Origin of the sequence: Streptomyces globisporus C-1027, from assembly GCF_000261345.2 — a bacterium.
Taxonomy (GTDB): domain Bacteria; phylum Actinomycetota; class Actinomycetes; order Streptomycetales; family Streptomycetaceae; genus Streptomyces; species Streptomyces pakalii.
Genome location: NZ_CP013738.1, coordinates 5,840,522 through 5,853,829, shown reverse-complemented (window position 1 = coordinate 5,853,829; position 13,308 = coordinate 5,840,522). Strand labels below are relative to the sequence as shown.

The following is a 13,308-nucleotide window of genomic DNA, read 5'->3' as shown; positions in this document are numbered from 1 at the left end:
CCGTCAAGAGATACGTCAACTTCTGCGCCCTGTACGCCACGCTGTGGACGTCATCCGGCCCGTAGGTCTCCCCGCGGCCCGCGGCAACGCGATAACGTGGCGTCCCTTTCCCCCACATGATCCTCGTGGCCGCCCTGGAGGTTCCGTGGTACAGGCGTACATCCTCATCCAGACCGAGGTGGGCAAGGCGTCGATCGTCGCCGAGACCATCTCCAAGATTCCGGGAGTCATCCAGGCAGAGGACGTCACCGGTCCGTACGACGTGATCGTGCGGGCCCAGGCAGACACGGTCGACGAACTCGGCCGCATGGTGGTCGCCAAGGTGCAGCAGGTGGACGGCATCACACGGACCCTGACCTGCCCGGTCGTCCACCTCTGACCCCCGTCTAGGCTGGGCCGGTGACGTCATCCGCCCGCCGTTCCCCCCGCTCGATACTCCTCGGTCCGTCCGCTGCCGTGCTCGTGCTGGCCGCGGCGGGCTGTTCCCTCGGCGACGACCGGCCCTCGGTCCCGGTTCCCACACCGTCCGCGGAGGCCGCCGCGTACTGCGAGGCCCTGCACGAGGAACTGCCGAAGACCGTCCTCGAACTGGAACGCAGTGACCCCTCCCCCGATTCGGAGCTGACCGCCGGCTGGGGGGACGGGGCGATCGTACTGCGCTGCGGGGTCCCCCGGCCCGCGAAGATGGACGACCCTCAGTCCGAGGGCGTCGAGGCGGACGGCGTGAAGTGGATGCTGGAGCAGCCCGAGGGCTCCGGTCCGCGGTTCACCACCACGTACCGCAAGGCGTACGTCGAGGTCACGCTGGATTCGACGTACGCCCACGACATCACGCCGCTGGCCTCGTTCGCCGGCCCGGTCGCGAAAACGGTCCCGAGCCGGTTCTGAGTTCCCCCGCCGCTCGCCTCAGCGCAGTCCGGTGGAGCGGGTCAACGCGGCCTGGATCAGCCGGTCGACCAGCTCCGGGTAGTCGACGCCGCTCTCCTGCCACATGCGCGGGTACATGGAGATCGGGGTGAAGCCCGGCAGGGTGTTGATCTCGTTGATGACGAAAGTGCCGTCCTCGGTGAGGAAGAAGTCGGCGCGCACCAGGCCCTCGCAGGAGACCGCGTCGAAGGCGGCGACGGCGAGCCGCTGCACCTCGGCGGTCTGCTCCTCGGTGAGCGGCGCCGGCACCAGACCCGTGGCCGAGTCGATGTACTTGGCCTCGAAGTCGTAGAAGTCGTGCGCGGTGACCGGCGGGATCTCGGCGGGCACGCTGGCGCGCGGGCCGTCCTCGAACTCCAGCACCCCGCACTCGATCTCCCGGCCGCGCAGCAGCGACTCGACGAGGAACTTCGGGTCGTGGCGGCGGGCCTCCTCGATCGCCTCGTCGAGCCCTTCGAGGCCGTCGACCTTGGTGATGCCCATCGAGGAGCCGCCGCGCGCGGGCTTGATGAACAGCGGCCAGCCGTGCTCGCCGGCGAAGTCCACGATCCGCTTGCGGGCGGCGGCGGGGTCGTTGTCCCACTCGCGGGGCCGGACGACCTCGTAGGGTCCGACGGGCAGCCCGAAGGAGATGAAGACGCGCTTCATGTACTCCTTGTCCTGGCCGACGGCGGAGGCGAGGACACCCGCGCCGACGTAGGGCACACCGGAGAGTTCGAGAAGACCCTGGAGGGTGCCGTCCTCGCCGTACGGGCCGTGCAGCACGGGGAAGACGACGTCGACCTCGCCCAGCGCCTTGGGCACCGCACCGGGCTCGGTGTAGACGACCTCGCGGCTGCCCGGGTCCACGGAGAGCACGACGCTGCCCTCGGCGGCCCCGGCGAGCCGACCCACGTCGGGGACCTGGCGGTCGGTGATGGCCATGCGTTCGGGCTCGTCGGCGGTGAGCGCCCAGCGGCCGTCCGTCGTGATGCCGATCGGCAGGACGTCGTACTTCGTCCGGTCGATGGCCTTCATGACGGCGCCGGCCGTGACGACCGAGATGCCGTGTTCGGAGCTGCGACCGCCGAACACGACGGCCACACGGGGTTTACGGCCGTGCGGCTCAGGGCTCTCGGCGCGCTCAGGGCTCTGGGGGAGGTTCTCGCTGCTCATATCGCGATGAGCGTACCTGCTGGTAAGGGCGGCGTCAGCGTCGCTCGGCCTTGGCGCTCCGCGACATCAGCTCCTTGACGGCGACGACCGGGGACTTGCCCTCGTGGACGATCGAGACGACGGTCTCGGTGATGGGCATGTCGACCCCGTGCCTGCGGGCCAGGTCGAGGACCGATTCGCAGGACTTGACGCCCTCGGCGGTCTGCTTGGTGACGGCGATCGTCTCCTGGAGCGTCATGCCGCGGCCGAGGTTGGTGCCGAAGGTGTGGTTCCGCGAGAGCGGCGACGAGCAGGTGGCCACCAGGTCGCCGAGGCCGGCGAGGCCGGAGAACGTCAACGGGTCCGCGCCCATGGCCAGGCCCAGTCGGGTGGTCTCGGCGAGGCCCCGGGTGATGAGGGAGCCCTTGGTGTTGTCGCCGAGACCCATGCCGTCCGCGATGCCGACGGCGAGGCCGATGACGTTCTTCACGGCGCCGCCGAGCTCGCAGCCCACTACGTCGGTGTTGGTGTACGGGCGGAAGTACGCGGTGTGGCAGGCGGCCTGGAGGCGCTGGGCGACGGACTCGTCGGAGCAGGCGACGACGGCCGCGGCGGGGCGGCGCTCCGCGATCTCCTTGGCGAGGTTGGGGCCCGAGACGACGGCGATGCGGTCGGCGGAGACCTTGGTGACGTCCGCGATGACCTCGCTCATCAGCTCGGCGGTGCCCAGCTCGACGCCCTTCATCAGGGAGACCAGGACGGTGTCCGGGCCCAGGTGCGGGGCCCAGTCGGCGAGGTTGGCGCGCAAGGTCTGGGAGGGCACGACGAGGAAGGCGAACTCCGCGCCGCGCAGGGCCTCGGCGGCGTCGGTGGTGGCGCGGATGGAGTCGGGGAGCGCGATGCCCGGGAGGTAGTCCGGGTTGGTGTGCGTGGTGTTGATGGCCTCGGCGACCTCGGCCCGACGGCCCCAGAGGGTGACGTCGCAGCCCGCGTCGGCGAGGATCACGGCGAAGGCCGTACCCCATGAGCCGGTTCCGAAGACGGCTGCTTTTGCGGGGTGCGTCACGTGGGTCCCTTTCCCTGGGCCCTGCGCCGTTGTTCAGCACGGGCTTTGCGGTGATCGTAGAGCTCGGCGGGCGCCTTCTCGCCGCGCAGGTCCTCCAGCTCGCGGGTGATCGCGGCCATGATGACCTCGGTCGCCTGGCGCAGCACGTCGGGCGTCGGCTCCAGACCGTGGAAGCGGCTGAGGTCGACGGGCGGTCCGGCCTGCACCTGGAGCGTCTTGCGGGGGAAGAGCCGGAACTTGCGCTCCTTGGCGTACGGCGGCATCGCGAGGTTGGCGCCCCACTGGGCGACGGGGATGACGGGCGCCTTGGTCATCAGGGCGACCCGGGCGGCCCCGGTCTTCCCGGCCATCGGCCACATGTCGGGGTCCCGGGTGAGCGTGCCCTCGGGGTAGAAGGCGACGCACTCGCCGCGCTCGATGGCCTCCACGGCGGCCCGGAAGGCGTCCAGGGCGTTGGTGGTCTCGCGGTAGACGGGGATCTGGCCGGTGCCGCGCAGCATCATCCCGACGAACGGGGTGCGGAAGAGGCCGGCCTTCGCCAGGAGCCGGGGCACGCGTCCGGTGTTGTACTGGAAGTGCGCGTAGGAGAGCGGGTCCAGATAGGAGTTGTGGTTGACGGCGGTGATGAATCCGCCATCGGCCGGAATGTGTTCCATCCCCCGCCAGTCGCGCTTGAACAGAACCACCAGTGGCGGCTTGGCGATGACCGCCGCCAGGCGGTACCAGAAGCCGATTCTGCGGCGGGACACTTGGATACCTTCCTTAAGGATTTCAACCTGCTGCCTGGCTACTGACGGTCAAGTCTCGCCCCAGACCTCTGCTCTGTCGAGAACACCGTACGCCTCACCTTCGGCGGCGGGCCTCCGGGTTGTCGTACCGGCAGGCGAGAATAAGTCCTGACGCGCACGGAGGGGGAGATCGCCACGAACACCGATCCGGCCGGGACCTGGTCCCTGGTCGTTCCGCTGAAGCCGCTCACCCGGGCCAAGAGCCGCCTGGGGCGGGCGGCGGGCGACGCTGCGCGGCCCCTGCTGGCCCTGGCGTTCGCCCAGGACACGGTGGCCGCGGCGCTGGCCTGTTCCCGGGTACGGGATGTGGTGGTCGTCACGGACGACGCCGTGGCCTCGGCAGCCCTTTCCGCGCTCGGGGCGCGGATCGTGCCGGACGCTCCGGGGGCCGGGCTCAACGCGGCGCTCGCGCACGGCGCGCGCTCGGTGCGGGCCCTGCGGCCCGCCGCCGCGGTGGCCGCGCTCAACGCGGATCTGCCGGCGCTGCGCACCGGCGAATTGGCGCGGGTGCTCGATTTTGCCTTCGCTTTTCCCAGCGCTTTTCTCCGGGACGCGGCGGGAATCGGAACGACATTTCTGGCCGCTGCGAGCGGTGCGGAATTCCGTCCGGCTTTCGGTGGTCCGTCCGCATCCCGGCATCTGGCGTCGGGAGCGGTGGAAATAGCGCTGCCCGGTGTCGACACGGTGCGCCGGGACGTTGATACGGGCGAGGACCTGCGGGTCGCCCTGGCCCTGGGGGTGGGGCCGCACACGGCGCGGCTCGCGGCCGTGCCCGCCTGCGCCCGTGACCGATAGGCTGCCGCCCATGCAGGCGACCTCGTACACGTACGACCCCGAGACCCGTGGCGGCAGTGTGCTGCTGGACGACGGCACCCCGGTGGAGTTCGACGCCGCGGCCTTCGACGCGGGCGGTCTGCTGCTGCTGCGCCCGGGGCAGCGGGTGCGTATCGAGGGCGAGGGCGAGGGGGCGGCCCTGCGGATCACGCTGGTGACCCTGCAGACGTTCTGACAGCCGCTTAGGGCTGTGGGCCGAACGGGGCCCGGACAGCCCGCGGGCCGGGCTCCCCCGGAGGGGAGCCCGGCCCGGCGCGTTGTGAGGAGCGGGCGGGTGCCCGTGGCTCACTTCTTGCGTGCGGTGGCCTTCTTGGCCGTGGTCTTGCGCGCCGTGGTCTTCTTCGCGGGCGCCTTCTTCGCCGTGGCCTTCTTGGCGGGCGCGGTCTTCTTGGCGGTGGCCGTGGCCTTCTTGGCCGGGGTCGCCTTCTTCGCGGCCGCGGACGTCTTCTTCGCCGTCGCGGTCGTCTTCTTGGCGGTGGTCTTCTTGGCGGCGGTGGTCTTCGCCGCCGTCGTCTTCTTGGCGGTGGTCTTCTTCGCCGTGGCCTTCTTGGCGGCCGACTTCTTGGCGGCGGCGGCCTTCACCGTCGTACGGGCGGCGGAAGATCCGCCCGAGAGGCTGCCCTTGGGGGCCTTCTTGACGGCCACGTCGTTCTTGGGGAGCTTCTTCGAGCCGCTCACCAGGTCCTTGAAGCCCTGGCCCGCACGGAAGCGGGGCACCGAGGTCTTCTTGACCCGGACGCGCTCACCCGTCTGCGGGTTGCGGGCGTACCGGGCGGGACGGTCGACCTTCTCGAACGAGCCGAAGCCGGTGACCGAGACACGGTCCCCGGCGACAACGGCACGGACGATCGCGTCGAGTACCGCGTCGACGGCGTCCGCGGCCTGCTGACGGCCGCCGACCTTGTCGGCAATCGCTTCTACGAGCTGCGCCTTGTTCACGTCTTCCCCTTCGGAGACATTGCCAGAACGAAAGTGTTCAGGCTTTTTCGCACGTTAGGCAGATATATACCGCAAATCAAACACGAAACGGGCTAATCACCCTAGTGCCGCAACGAAGTCGACCGATGCGCAGTTCCACGTGTCAGTCACCTTCGGGGAATCGGCCCTCATCGAGGTCCTTCATCAACCGGTCCAGACGCCTTGCCGCGCCCGGGAGATCGTGCTTCGCCGCGGCCGTGACGACCAGCAGCTTCCGGGTCAGCGCCATCCGTACGCCCTCCGGGACTTGCAGTGCACGCACCTTCGCGTGCGCTTCCTTCAATCGGTCGGCGACGTGGCCATAGAGCTTGAGTTGGCTGTCGCGTTCCATGCACCGATTGTGCCATCTGGGGCGAGTTGTCGCCCGACGGGGTCTCAACAAGCGACTGCGCCCCCTGCCGGGAGGCAGGGGGCGCAGTCCTGGAAAAGCGCTGCTCAGGCGGCAATGGTACGCGGCTTGAAGGCGGGCCTGGACGCCTCGTACGCGGCGATGTCCGCTTCGTTCTGAAGGGTGAGGCTGATGTCGTCGAGGCCGTTCAGCAGCCGCCAGCGGGCGTTCTCGTCCAGCTCGAAGTCGGCGGTGACGCCCTCGGCGCGGACCTGCCGCGCCTCCAGGTCGACGGTCACCTCGGCGGTCGGGTCGGCCTCCGTCAGCTCCCAGAGAGCGTCGACGACCTTCTGCTCCAGCACCACCGTGAGCAGGCCGTTCTTCAGCGAGTTGCCGCGGAAGATGTCGGCGAAGCGGGCGGAGATGACCGTCTTGAAGCCGTAGTTCTGCAGGGCCCAGACCGCGTGCTCGCGGGAGGAGCCCGTACCGAAGTCGGGGCCGGCGACCAGGACCGAGGCGCCCCGCCGTTCGGGGCGGTTGAGGACGAAGTTCTCGTCCTTGCGCCAGGCTTCGAAGAGGCCGTCCTCGAACCCGTCGCGGGTGACCTTCTTCAGCCAGTGGGCGGGGATGATCTGGTCGGTGTCGACGTTGCTGCGGCGCAGCGGCACGACCCGGCCGGTGTGCGTGGTGAAGGCTTCCATGGCTATCGGACTCCGGCGGGGGTACGGGCGTCGGACAGGTCGGCGGGCGAGGCCAGATGGCCCAGTACCGCGGTGGCGGCGGCGACCTGGGGCGAGACCAGGTGGGTGCGGCCGCCCTTGCCCTGCCGGCCCTCGAAGTTGCGGTTCGAGGTGGAGGCGGAGCGCTCGCCGGGGGCCAGCTGGTCGGGGTTCATGCCGAGGCACATCGAGCAACCCGCGTGCCGCCATTCGGCGCCGGCCTCGGTGAAGACCTTGTCCAGGCCTTCCGAGACGGCCTGGAGGGCGACCCGCACCGAGCCGGGGACGACCAGCATCCGTACGCCGTCGGCGACTTTGCGGCCGTCCAGGATCGAGGCCGCGTTGCGCAGGTCCTCGATGCGGCCGTTGGTGCACGAACCTACGAAGACGGTGTCGACGCTGATCTCGCGCAACGGCTGTCCGGCGGTCAACCCCATGTACTCCAGGGCCTTTTCGGCGGCGTGGCGCTCCGAGGCGTCCTCGTACGAAGCCGGGTCGGGGACGGTGGCCGACAGCGGCGCGCCCTGGCCGGGGTTGGTGCCCCAGGTGACGAACGGAGCCAGTTCGGCGGCGTCGATGACGACCTCGGCGTCGAACACGGCGTCGTCGTCGGAGCGCAGGGTGTTCCAGTACGCGACGGCGGCGTCCCAGTCCTCGCCCTCGGGGGCGTGGTCGCGGCCCTTGAGGTAGTCGAAGGTGGTGGCGTCGGGGGCGATCATGCCCGCGCGGGCTCCCGCCTCGATCGACATGTTGCAGATGGTCATCCGGGCCTCCATCGAGAGCTTCTCGATGGCGGAGCCGCGGTATTCGAGGATGTAGCCCTGGCCGCCGCCGGTGCCGATCCGGGCGATGATCGCCAGGATCAGGTCCTTCGCGGTGACCTCGTCGGGCAGTTCACCCTCGACGGTGATGGCCATGGTCTTCGGGCGGGCCAGCGGCAGCGTCTGGGTGGCCAGGACGTGCTCGACCTGGCTGGTGCCGATGCCGAACGCCAGCGCGCCGAACGCGCCGTGCGTGGAGGTGTGGGAGTCGCCGCAGACCACGGTGGTGCCGGGCTGGGTCAGCCCCAGCTGCGGTCCCACCACGTGAACGACACCCTGCTCGACGTCACCCAGCGGGTGCAGCCGGACGCCGAACTCCGCGCAGTTCTTGCGCAGCGTCTCCAGCTGGGCGCGCGAGACCGGGTCCGCGATCGGCTTGTCGATGTCGAGGGTCGGGGTGTTGTGGTCCTCGGTGGCGATGGTGAGGTCGAGGCGCCGTACCGGGCGTCCGGCCTGCCGCAGTCCGTCGAAGGCCTGCGGGCTGGTCACCTCGTGCAGCAGGTGCAGATCGATGAAGAGAAGGTCGGGCTCGCCCGCAGCGTGCGATTGGGGGCTCCCCTGGTCGAGCGGAGCCGAGAGCTTGGGGATGACATGGTCGTCCCAGACCTTCTCCGCGAGTGTCCTACCCATCGCTTTCCCTCCGGCCGGCGTCTTCGCCGGCCCAACTAGAGATCGGTGCGCCTCCGTCCGGACCCCCGTGCGGGGCGGTGGCTACGAGCCGTTGTGCGGCCGCTTCTACAGGTTCGCAACTTCCGCCGAAAATTGAACTTGCGTTTCACAGAGTGAGACGGGAGTATCGTCGTATGGACAACTCTAGCGGCGTCGGCGTTCTCGACAAGGCAGCTCTGGTATTGAGCGCCCTGGAGTCCGGTCCGGCCACCCTCGCCGGGCTGGTCGCGGCGACCGGGCTCGCACGGCCCACGGCCCACCGACTGGCAGTGGCACTGGAACACCACCGGATGGTGGCGAGGGATATGCAGGGCCGGTTCATTCTCGGCCCCCGGCTGTCGGAACTGGCAGCCGCGGCGGGCGAGGACCGCCTGCTGGCCACGGCCGGACCGGTGCTCACCCACCTGCGCGACATCACCGGCGAGAGCGCGCAGCTCTACCGCCGGCAGGGCGACATGCGGATCTGCGTGGCGGCGGCGGAACGGCTGTCCGGACTCCGGGACACGGTGCCGGTCGGCTCCACGCTCACGATGAAGGCGGGCTCCTCCGCCCAGATCCTGATGGCCTGGGAGGAGCCGGAGCGCCTGCACCGGGGCCTCCAGGGCGCCCGGTTCACGGCGACGGCGCTCTCCGGCGTACGGCGGCGGGGCTGGGCCCAGTCGATCGGCGAGCGGGAGCCGGGCGTCGCATCGGTCTCGGCTCCGGTGCGCGGCCCGTCGAACCGGGTGGTCGCCGCGGTCTCGATCTCCGGGCCCATCGAGCGGCTGACCCGTCACCCGGGCCGGATGCACGCCCAGGCGGTCATCGACTCGGCGGCACGGCTGAGCGAGGCCCTGCGCCGCTCGGGCTGACGGCTCGCCCCACCCCTTTGTCCCTCTGTTCCGGAAGGCCGCCCCAGCGCCGTGGCGGCCCTTTTTCTTCTCCGCCCCCGCTCGAACTGCCGTGGGGCGTAGGGGTGTTGCCTGCGCCGGGGCAACGAAGAAGGCCCTTCACCGATGTGAAGGGCCTTCCCGTACTGCTCTGTTGTACCCCCGACCGGATTCGAACCGGCGCTACTGCCGTGAGAGGGCAGCGTGCTAGGCCGCTACACAACGGGGGCGTGGTTACTGCTGACTTGCGCTGGGCTACCAGGACTCGAACCTAGAATGACGGTACCAGAAACCGTAGTGTTGCCAATTACACCATAGCCCATGGTGAGACAAGTACCCCCGACCGGATTCGAACCGGCGCTACTGCCGTGAGAGGGCAGCGTGCTAGGCCGCTACACAACGGGGGCCCTAGCGATCCTGCATCGAGAGCGATGGGTGCGACCCATGATGTTCTCGCGGGAAGGATCTGTACCCCCGACCGGATTCGAACCGGCGCTACTGCCGTGAGAGGGCAGCGTGCTAGGCCGCTACACAACGGGGGCTTGTCCTGCTGGTCTTGCTGTACTGCGCTGGGCTACCAGGACTCGAACCTAGAATGACGGTACCAGAAACCGTAGTGTTGCCAATTACACCATAGCCCACTGAAATGCAACCCCTGGTGGGGGCTTCACTTCTGTCTGCGCTTCCCGGCCGGATCTTTCGGCCCGCTTGGGTGGCGCAGGAAGAACATTACCCGAAGGTGTCCGGCGCTCCAAAACGGGTATCGCCTGCCAGCAGGCCCGGCAGCTGGTCGAGCCCGGTGATCCGTACGAGATCGGAGCGTCCGCCCCTGCCCCGCCGGTCGAGCCAGATGCCGGTGAGTCCGGCGGCGACGGCTCCGCTCGCGTCGATGTCCGGCTCGTCGCCCACGTACGCCACTTCGTGCGGCTCCAGCGCGAGCGCCTCGCAGGCCGCGTGGAAGGCACCGGCCTGCGGCTTGGAGATGCCGAGCTCCACGGCGCAGACCATCGCCTCGAAGCGGTCCCGGACGCCGAGCGCGGTGAGCTTGCGGTGCTGGTGGCCGGTGCTGGAGTTGGACAGGATCGCGTGCCGGTAGGCGGGCACCAGACGGTCCAGGACCGGCAGCACGTCCGGGAAGAGCGCCCAGGCGGCCTCGTAGTGCGTCACATGGCCGGCGAACCAGTCGTCGGCCTCGGCGTCCGTCATGACCCGCGAGAGGAACTCCCGCACCCGGTCCCGGCGCTGCCCGAGGAAGTCCGTCTCCCCGGCGGCCACGCGCGCCCAGTGCCGGTCGGTGATCGCCTTCCAGTCGTCGAGCGCCTCGTCGACCGTTGTGTACGCCTCGGGGAGGCCCGCGAGCTCCAGGTGCTGCCGCATGCCGGTGCGGTCGGCACCCGCGTAGTCGAAGATCGTGTCGTCGATGTCCCAGAGCACGGCGCGGATCGGCATGGATCTCACGGTAGCCGTCGGCGGGCCGCCGCGGAGGGGAAAACGGGGAGGGCCGCAGCCGGTCGGCTGCGGCCCTCCCCGGAGGTGTCCGGTCCGGTTCTAGCCGGCCAGCTTCGCCAGCGCGGCGTCGACGCGGGCCAGGCTCTTCTCGCGGCCCAGGATCTCCAGGGACTCGAAGAGCGGCAGGCCCACCGTGCGGCCGGTGACGGCGACGCGGACCGGGGCCTGGGCCTTGCCGAGCTTGAGGCCGTGGGCCTCGCCGGCGGTCAGGACGGCGTTCTTCAGCGACTCGGGGTCGCTCCAGTCGGCCGCCTCCAGGTTGGCGCGGGCGGTGGTGAGCAGGGCCACCGGGTCGCCCTTCATCGCCTTGGTCCAGGACGCCTCGTCCTCCACCGGCTCGTCGAGGAAGAGGAAGTCGACGTTGTCGGTGATGTCGGAGAGCACCGTGACCCGGGTCTGGGCGTACGGGGCGATCCGGGTCCACTTCTCCGCGTCGAAGGCCTCGGGGGCCCAGGGCGCGAAGGGGGCCTTCAGCCAGGGGCCGCAGACCTCGGTGAAGGTCTTCACGTCGAGCATGCGGATGTGCTCGGCGTTGATGTGCTCGGCCTTCTTGAGGTCGAAGCGGGCCGGGTTGGCGTTGACGTCCTCGATGTCGAACGCGGCGATCAGCTCGTCCATCGAGAAGATGTCGCGGTCCTCGGCGATCGACCAGCCGAGCAGCGAGAGGTAGTTCAGCAGGCCCTCGGGGAGGAAGCCGCGCTCCCGGTAGAGGTTGAGGGAGGCCTGCGGGTCGCGCTTGGAGAGCTTCTTGTTGCCCTCGCCCATGACGTACGGCAGGTGGCCGAAGGCGGGGGTGTCCTTGGCGATGCCCAGCTCGGTGAGCGCCCGGTACAGGGCGATCTGGCGCGGGGTGGAGGAGAGCAGGTCCTCGCCGCGCAGGACGTGGGTGATCTCCATCAGGGCGTCGTCGACCGGGTTGACCAGGGTGTAGAGCGGGGCCCCGTTGGCGCGGACGATGCCGTAGTCGGGGACGTTCTCCGGCTGGACGGTGATCTCGCCGCGGACCAGGTCGGTGAAGGTGATGGCCTCGTCGGGCATCCGGAAGCGGACGATCGAGGTGCGGCCCTCGGCCTCGTACGCCGCCTTCTGCTCCTCCGTGAGGTCGCGGCAGTGGCCGTCGTAGCCGGACGGCTTCCCGGCGGCGCGGGCGGCGTCGCGGCGGGTGTCCAGCTCCTCGGTGGTGCAGTAGCAGGGATAGGCGTACCCGGCGGCGAGGAGCTTCTCGGCGACGTCCTTGTACAGGTCCATCCGCTGCGACTGGCGGTAGGGGGCGTGCGGGCCGCCGATCTCGGGGCCCTCGTCCCAGTCCAGGCCGAGCCAGCGCATCGAGTCGAGCAGCTGCTGGTAGGACTCCTCGGAGTCACGCGCGGCGTCGGTGTCCTCGATCCGGAAGACCAGGGTGCCCTGGTGGTGCCGGGCGAAGGCCCAGTTGAACAGGGCCGTCCGGACCAGGCCCACGTGCGGGTTGCCGGTCGGCGAGGGACAGAAACGGACGCGAGGGGGTACCCCCTGGTCGAGCGGAGCCGAGAGCTTGGGGGAGGGTGCGTTAACCACGCTTGATCACCTTGTTGGTGAGAGTGCCGATGCCTTCGATGGTGACGGCGACCTCGTCGCCGACGTGCAGGGGTCCGACCCCCGCGGGGGTGCCCGTGAGGATGACGTCGCCCGGGAGGAGGGTCATGGCCTCCGTGATGTGGACGACCAGGTCCTCGATGGAGCGGACCATGTCGCTCGTGCGGCCGAGCTGCCGCTGCTCGCCGTTGACCGTCGCCTGGATGGTGAGGTCGTGGGGGTCCACGTCGGTCTCCACCCAGGGGCCCAGCGGGCAGGAGGTGTCGAAGCCCTTGGCGCGGGCCCACTGCTTCTCGCGCTTCTGCACATCGCGGGCGGTGATGTCGTTGGCGCAGGTGTAGCCGAGGATGACGTCACGCACGCGCTCGCGGGGGACCTCGCGGCACATGCGGCCGATGACCACGGCCAGCTCGGCCTCGTGGTGCAGCTCTTCGGAGAAGGAGGGGTACTCGATCGCGTCGCCGGAGCCGATCACCGAGGTGGTGGGCTTGAAGAAGGTGATCGGCGCTTCGGGGACCTCGTGGCCGAGTTCGGCGGCGTGCTCCGCGTAGTTGCGGCCGATGGCCACGACCTTGTTGGGGAGCACGGGGGGCAGCAGCCGGACCTTGTTCAGCGGGACCTTGGTGCCCGAGAGCTCGAAGTCGGCGTACGGAATGCCCTTGATGATGTCGAGGACGAGGTCACCGGATTCCACGGTGCCCTGTCCCTCGACGGCGCCGAAGGCGACATTGCCGTCGATGGAGAACCTGGCGATGCGCACGGGATGCTGTCGCCCCTCACTTGCTGGCTGGCTGAAGACTGACGCTCCAGGCTAACGCTGTGAGGGGGCACAGCCTCGCGCATTGCCCGGTGACCTACTGGGTGACCGCGACCGGGGCTTCCATGAGGATGGTGCGGCGCGGGTTGGCGGTGACGTTGGGCAGGTCGGCGGCGTGCTCCGGCGCGAGGGGCGTCTGCAGCGCTTCGGCGTCCTTGAGGTGCGCCAGCGTGGTGCGCCGGGGGTTGGCAATGTTGCGGAACGTCGTCGTCGTCTTCATCTGCCGTCAGGACCCTGTCGGTGAGGGCGTCGCTCGTCGCGGCGCCGGCTTGTCGGA

Annotated in this window: 16 protein-coding genes and 5 tRNA genes; 5 read left to right on the top strand and 16 right to left on the bottom strand. The window is 69.8% G+C overall.

The window, feature by feature from the left end; translation table 11 throughout:
- Positions 1–145: 145 nt before the first annotated feature.
- Positions 146–379 (top strand): Lrp/AsnC family transcriptional regulator, encoded by a 234-nt coding sequence (locus tag WQO_RS25905; RefSeq protein WP_006127869.1) that lies wholly within the window; start codon positions 146–148, stop codon positions 377–379.
- 20 nt (positions 380–399) lie between these two features.
- Positions 400–888: a DUF3515 domain-containing protein gene (locus WQO_RS25900; protein ID WP_063897881.1), complete on the top strand. Its 489-nt coding sequence runs from the start codon at positions 400–402 to the stop codon at positions 886–888.
- Between the two features lie 18 nt (positions 889–906).
- Here WQO_RS25900 and WQO_RS25895 read toward each other — a convergent pair whose 3' ends face one another.
- The 3 genes from WQO_RS25895 to WQO_RS25885 are packed head-to-tail and all read right to left on the bottom strand — an operon-like array spanning position 907 to position 3,876.
- Positions 907–2,082: a D-alanine--D-alanine ligase family protein gene (locus WQO_RS25895; RefSeq protein ID WP_058954102.1), complete on the bottom strand. Its 1,176-nt coding sequence runs from the start codon at positions 2,080–2,082 to the stop codon at positions 907–909.
- A gap of 34 nt (positions 2,083–2,116) precedes the next feature.
- Entirely contained in the window at positions 2,117–3,127 is a 1,011-nt protein-coding gene (locus WQO_RS25890; RefSeq protein WP_010062004.1) for an NAD(P)H-dependent glycerol-3-phosphate dehydrogenase, read from the bottom strand.
- On the bottom strand, positions 3,124–3,876 hold the full coding sequence (locus tag WQO_RS25885; RefSeq protein WP_010062005.1) for a lysophospholipid acyltransferase family protein: 753 nt from the start codon (positions 3,874–3,876) through the stop codon (positions 3,124–3,126). The genes WQO_RS25890 and WQO_RS25885 overlap by 4 nt, the downstream gene beginning before the upstream one ends.
- Positions 3,877–4,023: 147 nt before the next feature.
- On the opposite strand from WQO_RS25885, the gene cofC reads away from it, so the two are divergent.
- Both cofC and WQO_RS36575 read left to right on the top strand, forming a co-directional pair.
- Complete coding sequence (gene cofC, locus WQO_RS25880) at positions 4,024–4,710, top strand: 2-phospho-L-lactate guanylyltransferase (protein ID WP_029182427.1); 687 nt, start codon at positions 4,024–4,026, stop codon at positions 4,708–4,710.
- A gap of 10 nt (positions 4,711–4,720) precedes the next feature.
- Positions 4,721–4,924, top strand: coding sequence for a hypothetical protein (locus tag WQO_RS36575; protein ID WP_010062008.1), 204 nt, complete (start codon positions 4,721–4,723; stop codon positions 4,922–4,924).
- Between the two features lie 110 nt (positions 4,925–5,034).
- Here the strand turns inward: WQO_RS36575 and WQO_RS25870 are convergent, their stop codons facing one another.
- From WQO_RS25870 to leuC, 4 genes are all read right to left on the bottom strand, one after another.
- A complete protein-coding gene (locus WQO_RS25870; protein WP_006127862.1) occupies positions 5,035–5,688 on the bottom strand; it encodes an HU family DNA-binding protein in 654 nt (217 codons plus the stop codon).
- Positions 5,689–5,830: 142 nt separating this feature from the next.
- Positions 5,831–6,058 carry an SCO5555 family protein gene (locus tag WQO_RS25865; protein WP_010062009.1) on the bottom strand — a complete coding sequence of 76 codons (228 nt, stop codon included), beginning with the start codon at positions 6,056–6,058 and terminating at the stop codon, positions 5,831–5,833.
- Between the two features lie 104 nt (positions 6,059–6,162).
- Positions 6,163–6,756 (bottom strand): 3-isopropylmalate dehydratase small subunit, encoded by a 594-nt coding sequence (gene leuD, locus WQO_RS25860; RefSeq protein ID WP_010062011.1) that lies wholly within the window; start codon positions 6,754–6,756, stop codon positions 6,163–6,165.
- 2 nt (positions 6,757–6,758) lie between these two features.
- Positions 6,759–8,225, bottom strand: coding sequence for a 3-isopropylmalate dehydratase large subunit (gene leuC / locus WQO_RS25855; protein ID WP_010062012.1), 1,467 nt, complete (start codon positions 8,223–8,225; stop codon positions 6,759–6,761).
- Between the two features lie 173 nt (positions 8,226–8,398).
- On the opposite strand from leuC, the gene ndgR reads away from it, so the two are divergent.
- Positions 8,399–9,115: an IclR family transcriptional regulator NdgR gene (gene ndgR / locus WQO_RS25850; RefSeq protein ID WP_010062013.1), complete on the top strand. Its 717-nt coding sequence runs from the start codon at positions 8,399–8,401 to the stop codon at positions 9,113–9,115.
- Positions 9,116–9,290: 175 nt separating this feature from the next.
- Here ndgR and WQO_RS25845 read toward each other — a convergent pair.
- The 9 genes from WQO_RS25845 to WQO_RS25805 form a co-directional block, all read right to left on the bottom strand.
- Positions 9,291–9,363 (bottom strand) — tRNA-Glu (locus tag WQO_RS25845).
- Positions 9,364–9,383: 20 nt separating this feature from the next.
- Positions 9,384–9,455: transfer RNA gene (locus WQO_RS25840), tRNA-Gln, on the bottom strand.
- A 12-nt stretch (positions 9,456–9,467) separates the two neighbouring features.
- Positions 9,468–9,540, bottom strand: a tRNA-Glu gene (locus WQO_RS25835).
- A gap of 62 nt (positions 9,541–9,602) precedes the next feature.
- Positions 9,603–9,675: transfer RNA gene (locus WQO_RS25830), tRNA-Glu, on the bottom strand.
- A 27-nt stretch (positions 9,676–9,702) separates the two neighbouring features.
- Positions 9,703–9,774: transfer RNA gene (locus tag WQO_RS25825), tRNA-Gln, on the bottom strand.
- Positions 9,775–9,862: 88 nt separating this feature from the next.
- Positions 9,863–10,582 (bottom strand): HAD family hydrolase, encoded by a 720-nt coding sequence (locus WQO_RS25820; protein WP_010056673.1) that lies wholly within the window; start codon positions 10,580–10,582, stop codon positions 9,863–9,865.
- A gap of 99 nt (positions 10,583–10,681) precedes the next feature.
- On the bottom strand, positions 10,682–12,196 hold the full coding sequence (gene gltX / locus WQO_RS25815) for a glutamate--tRNA ligase (protein ID WP_073820770.1): 1,515 nt from the start codon (positions 12,194–12,196) through the stop codon (positions 10,682–10,684).
- Positions 12,189–12,974, bottom strand: a complete 786-nt coding sequence (locus WQO_RS25810; RefSeq protein WP_010056675.1) for a fumarylacetoacetate hydrolase family protein — start codon at positions 12,972–12,974, stop codon at positions 12,189–12,191. Before WQO_RS25810 ends, gltX begins: the two co-directional genes overlap by 8 nt.
- 94 nt (positions 12,975–13,068) lie before the next feature.
- The gene (locus tag WQO_RS25805; protein WP_010056676.1) at positions 13,069–13,251 is read right to left on the bottom strand and encodes a hypothetical protein; all 183 of its coding nucleotides are present in this window, start codon (positions 13,249–13,251) and stop codon (positions 13,069–13,071) included.
- Positions 13,252–13,308: the final 57 nt, after the last annotated feature.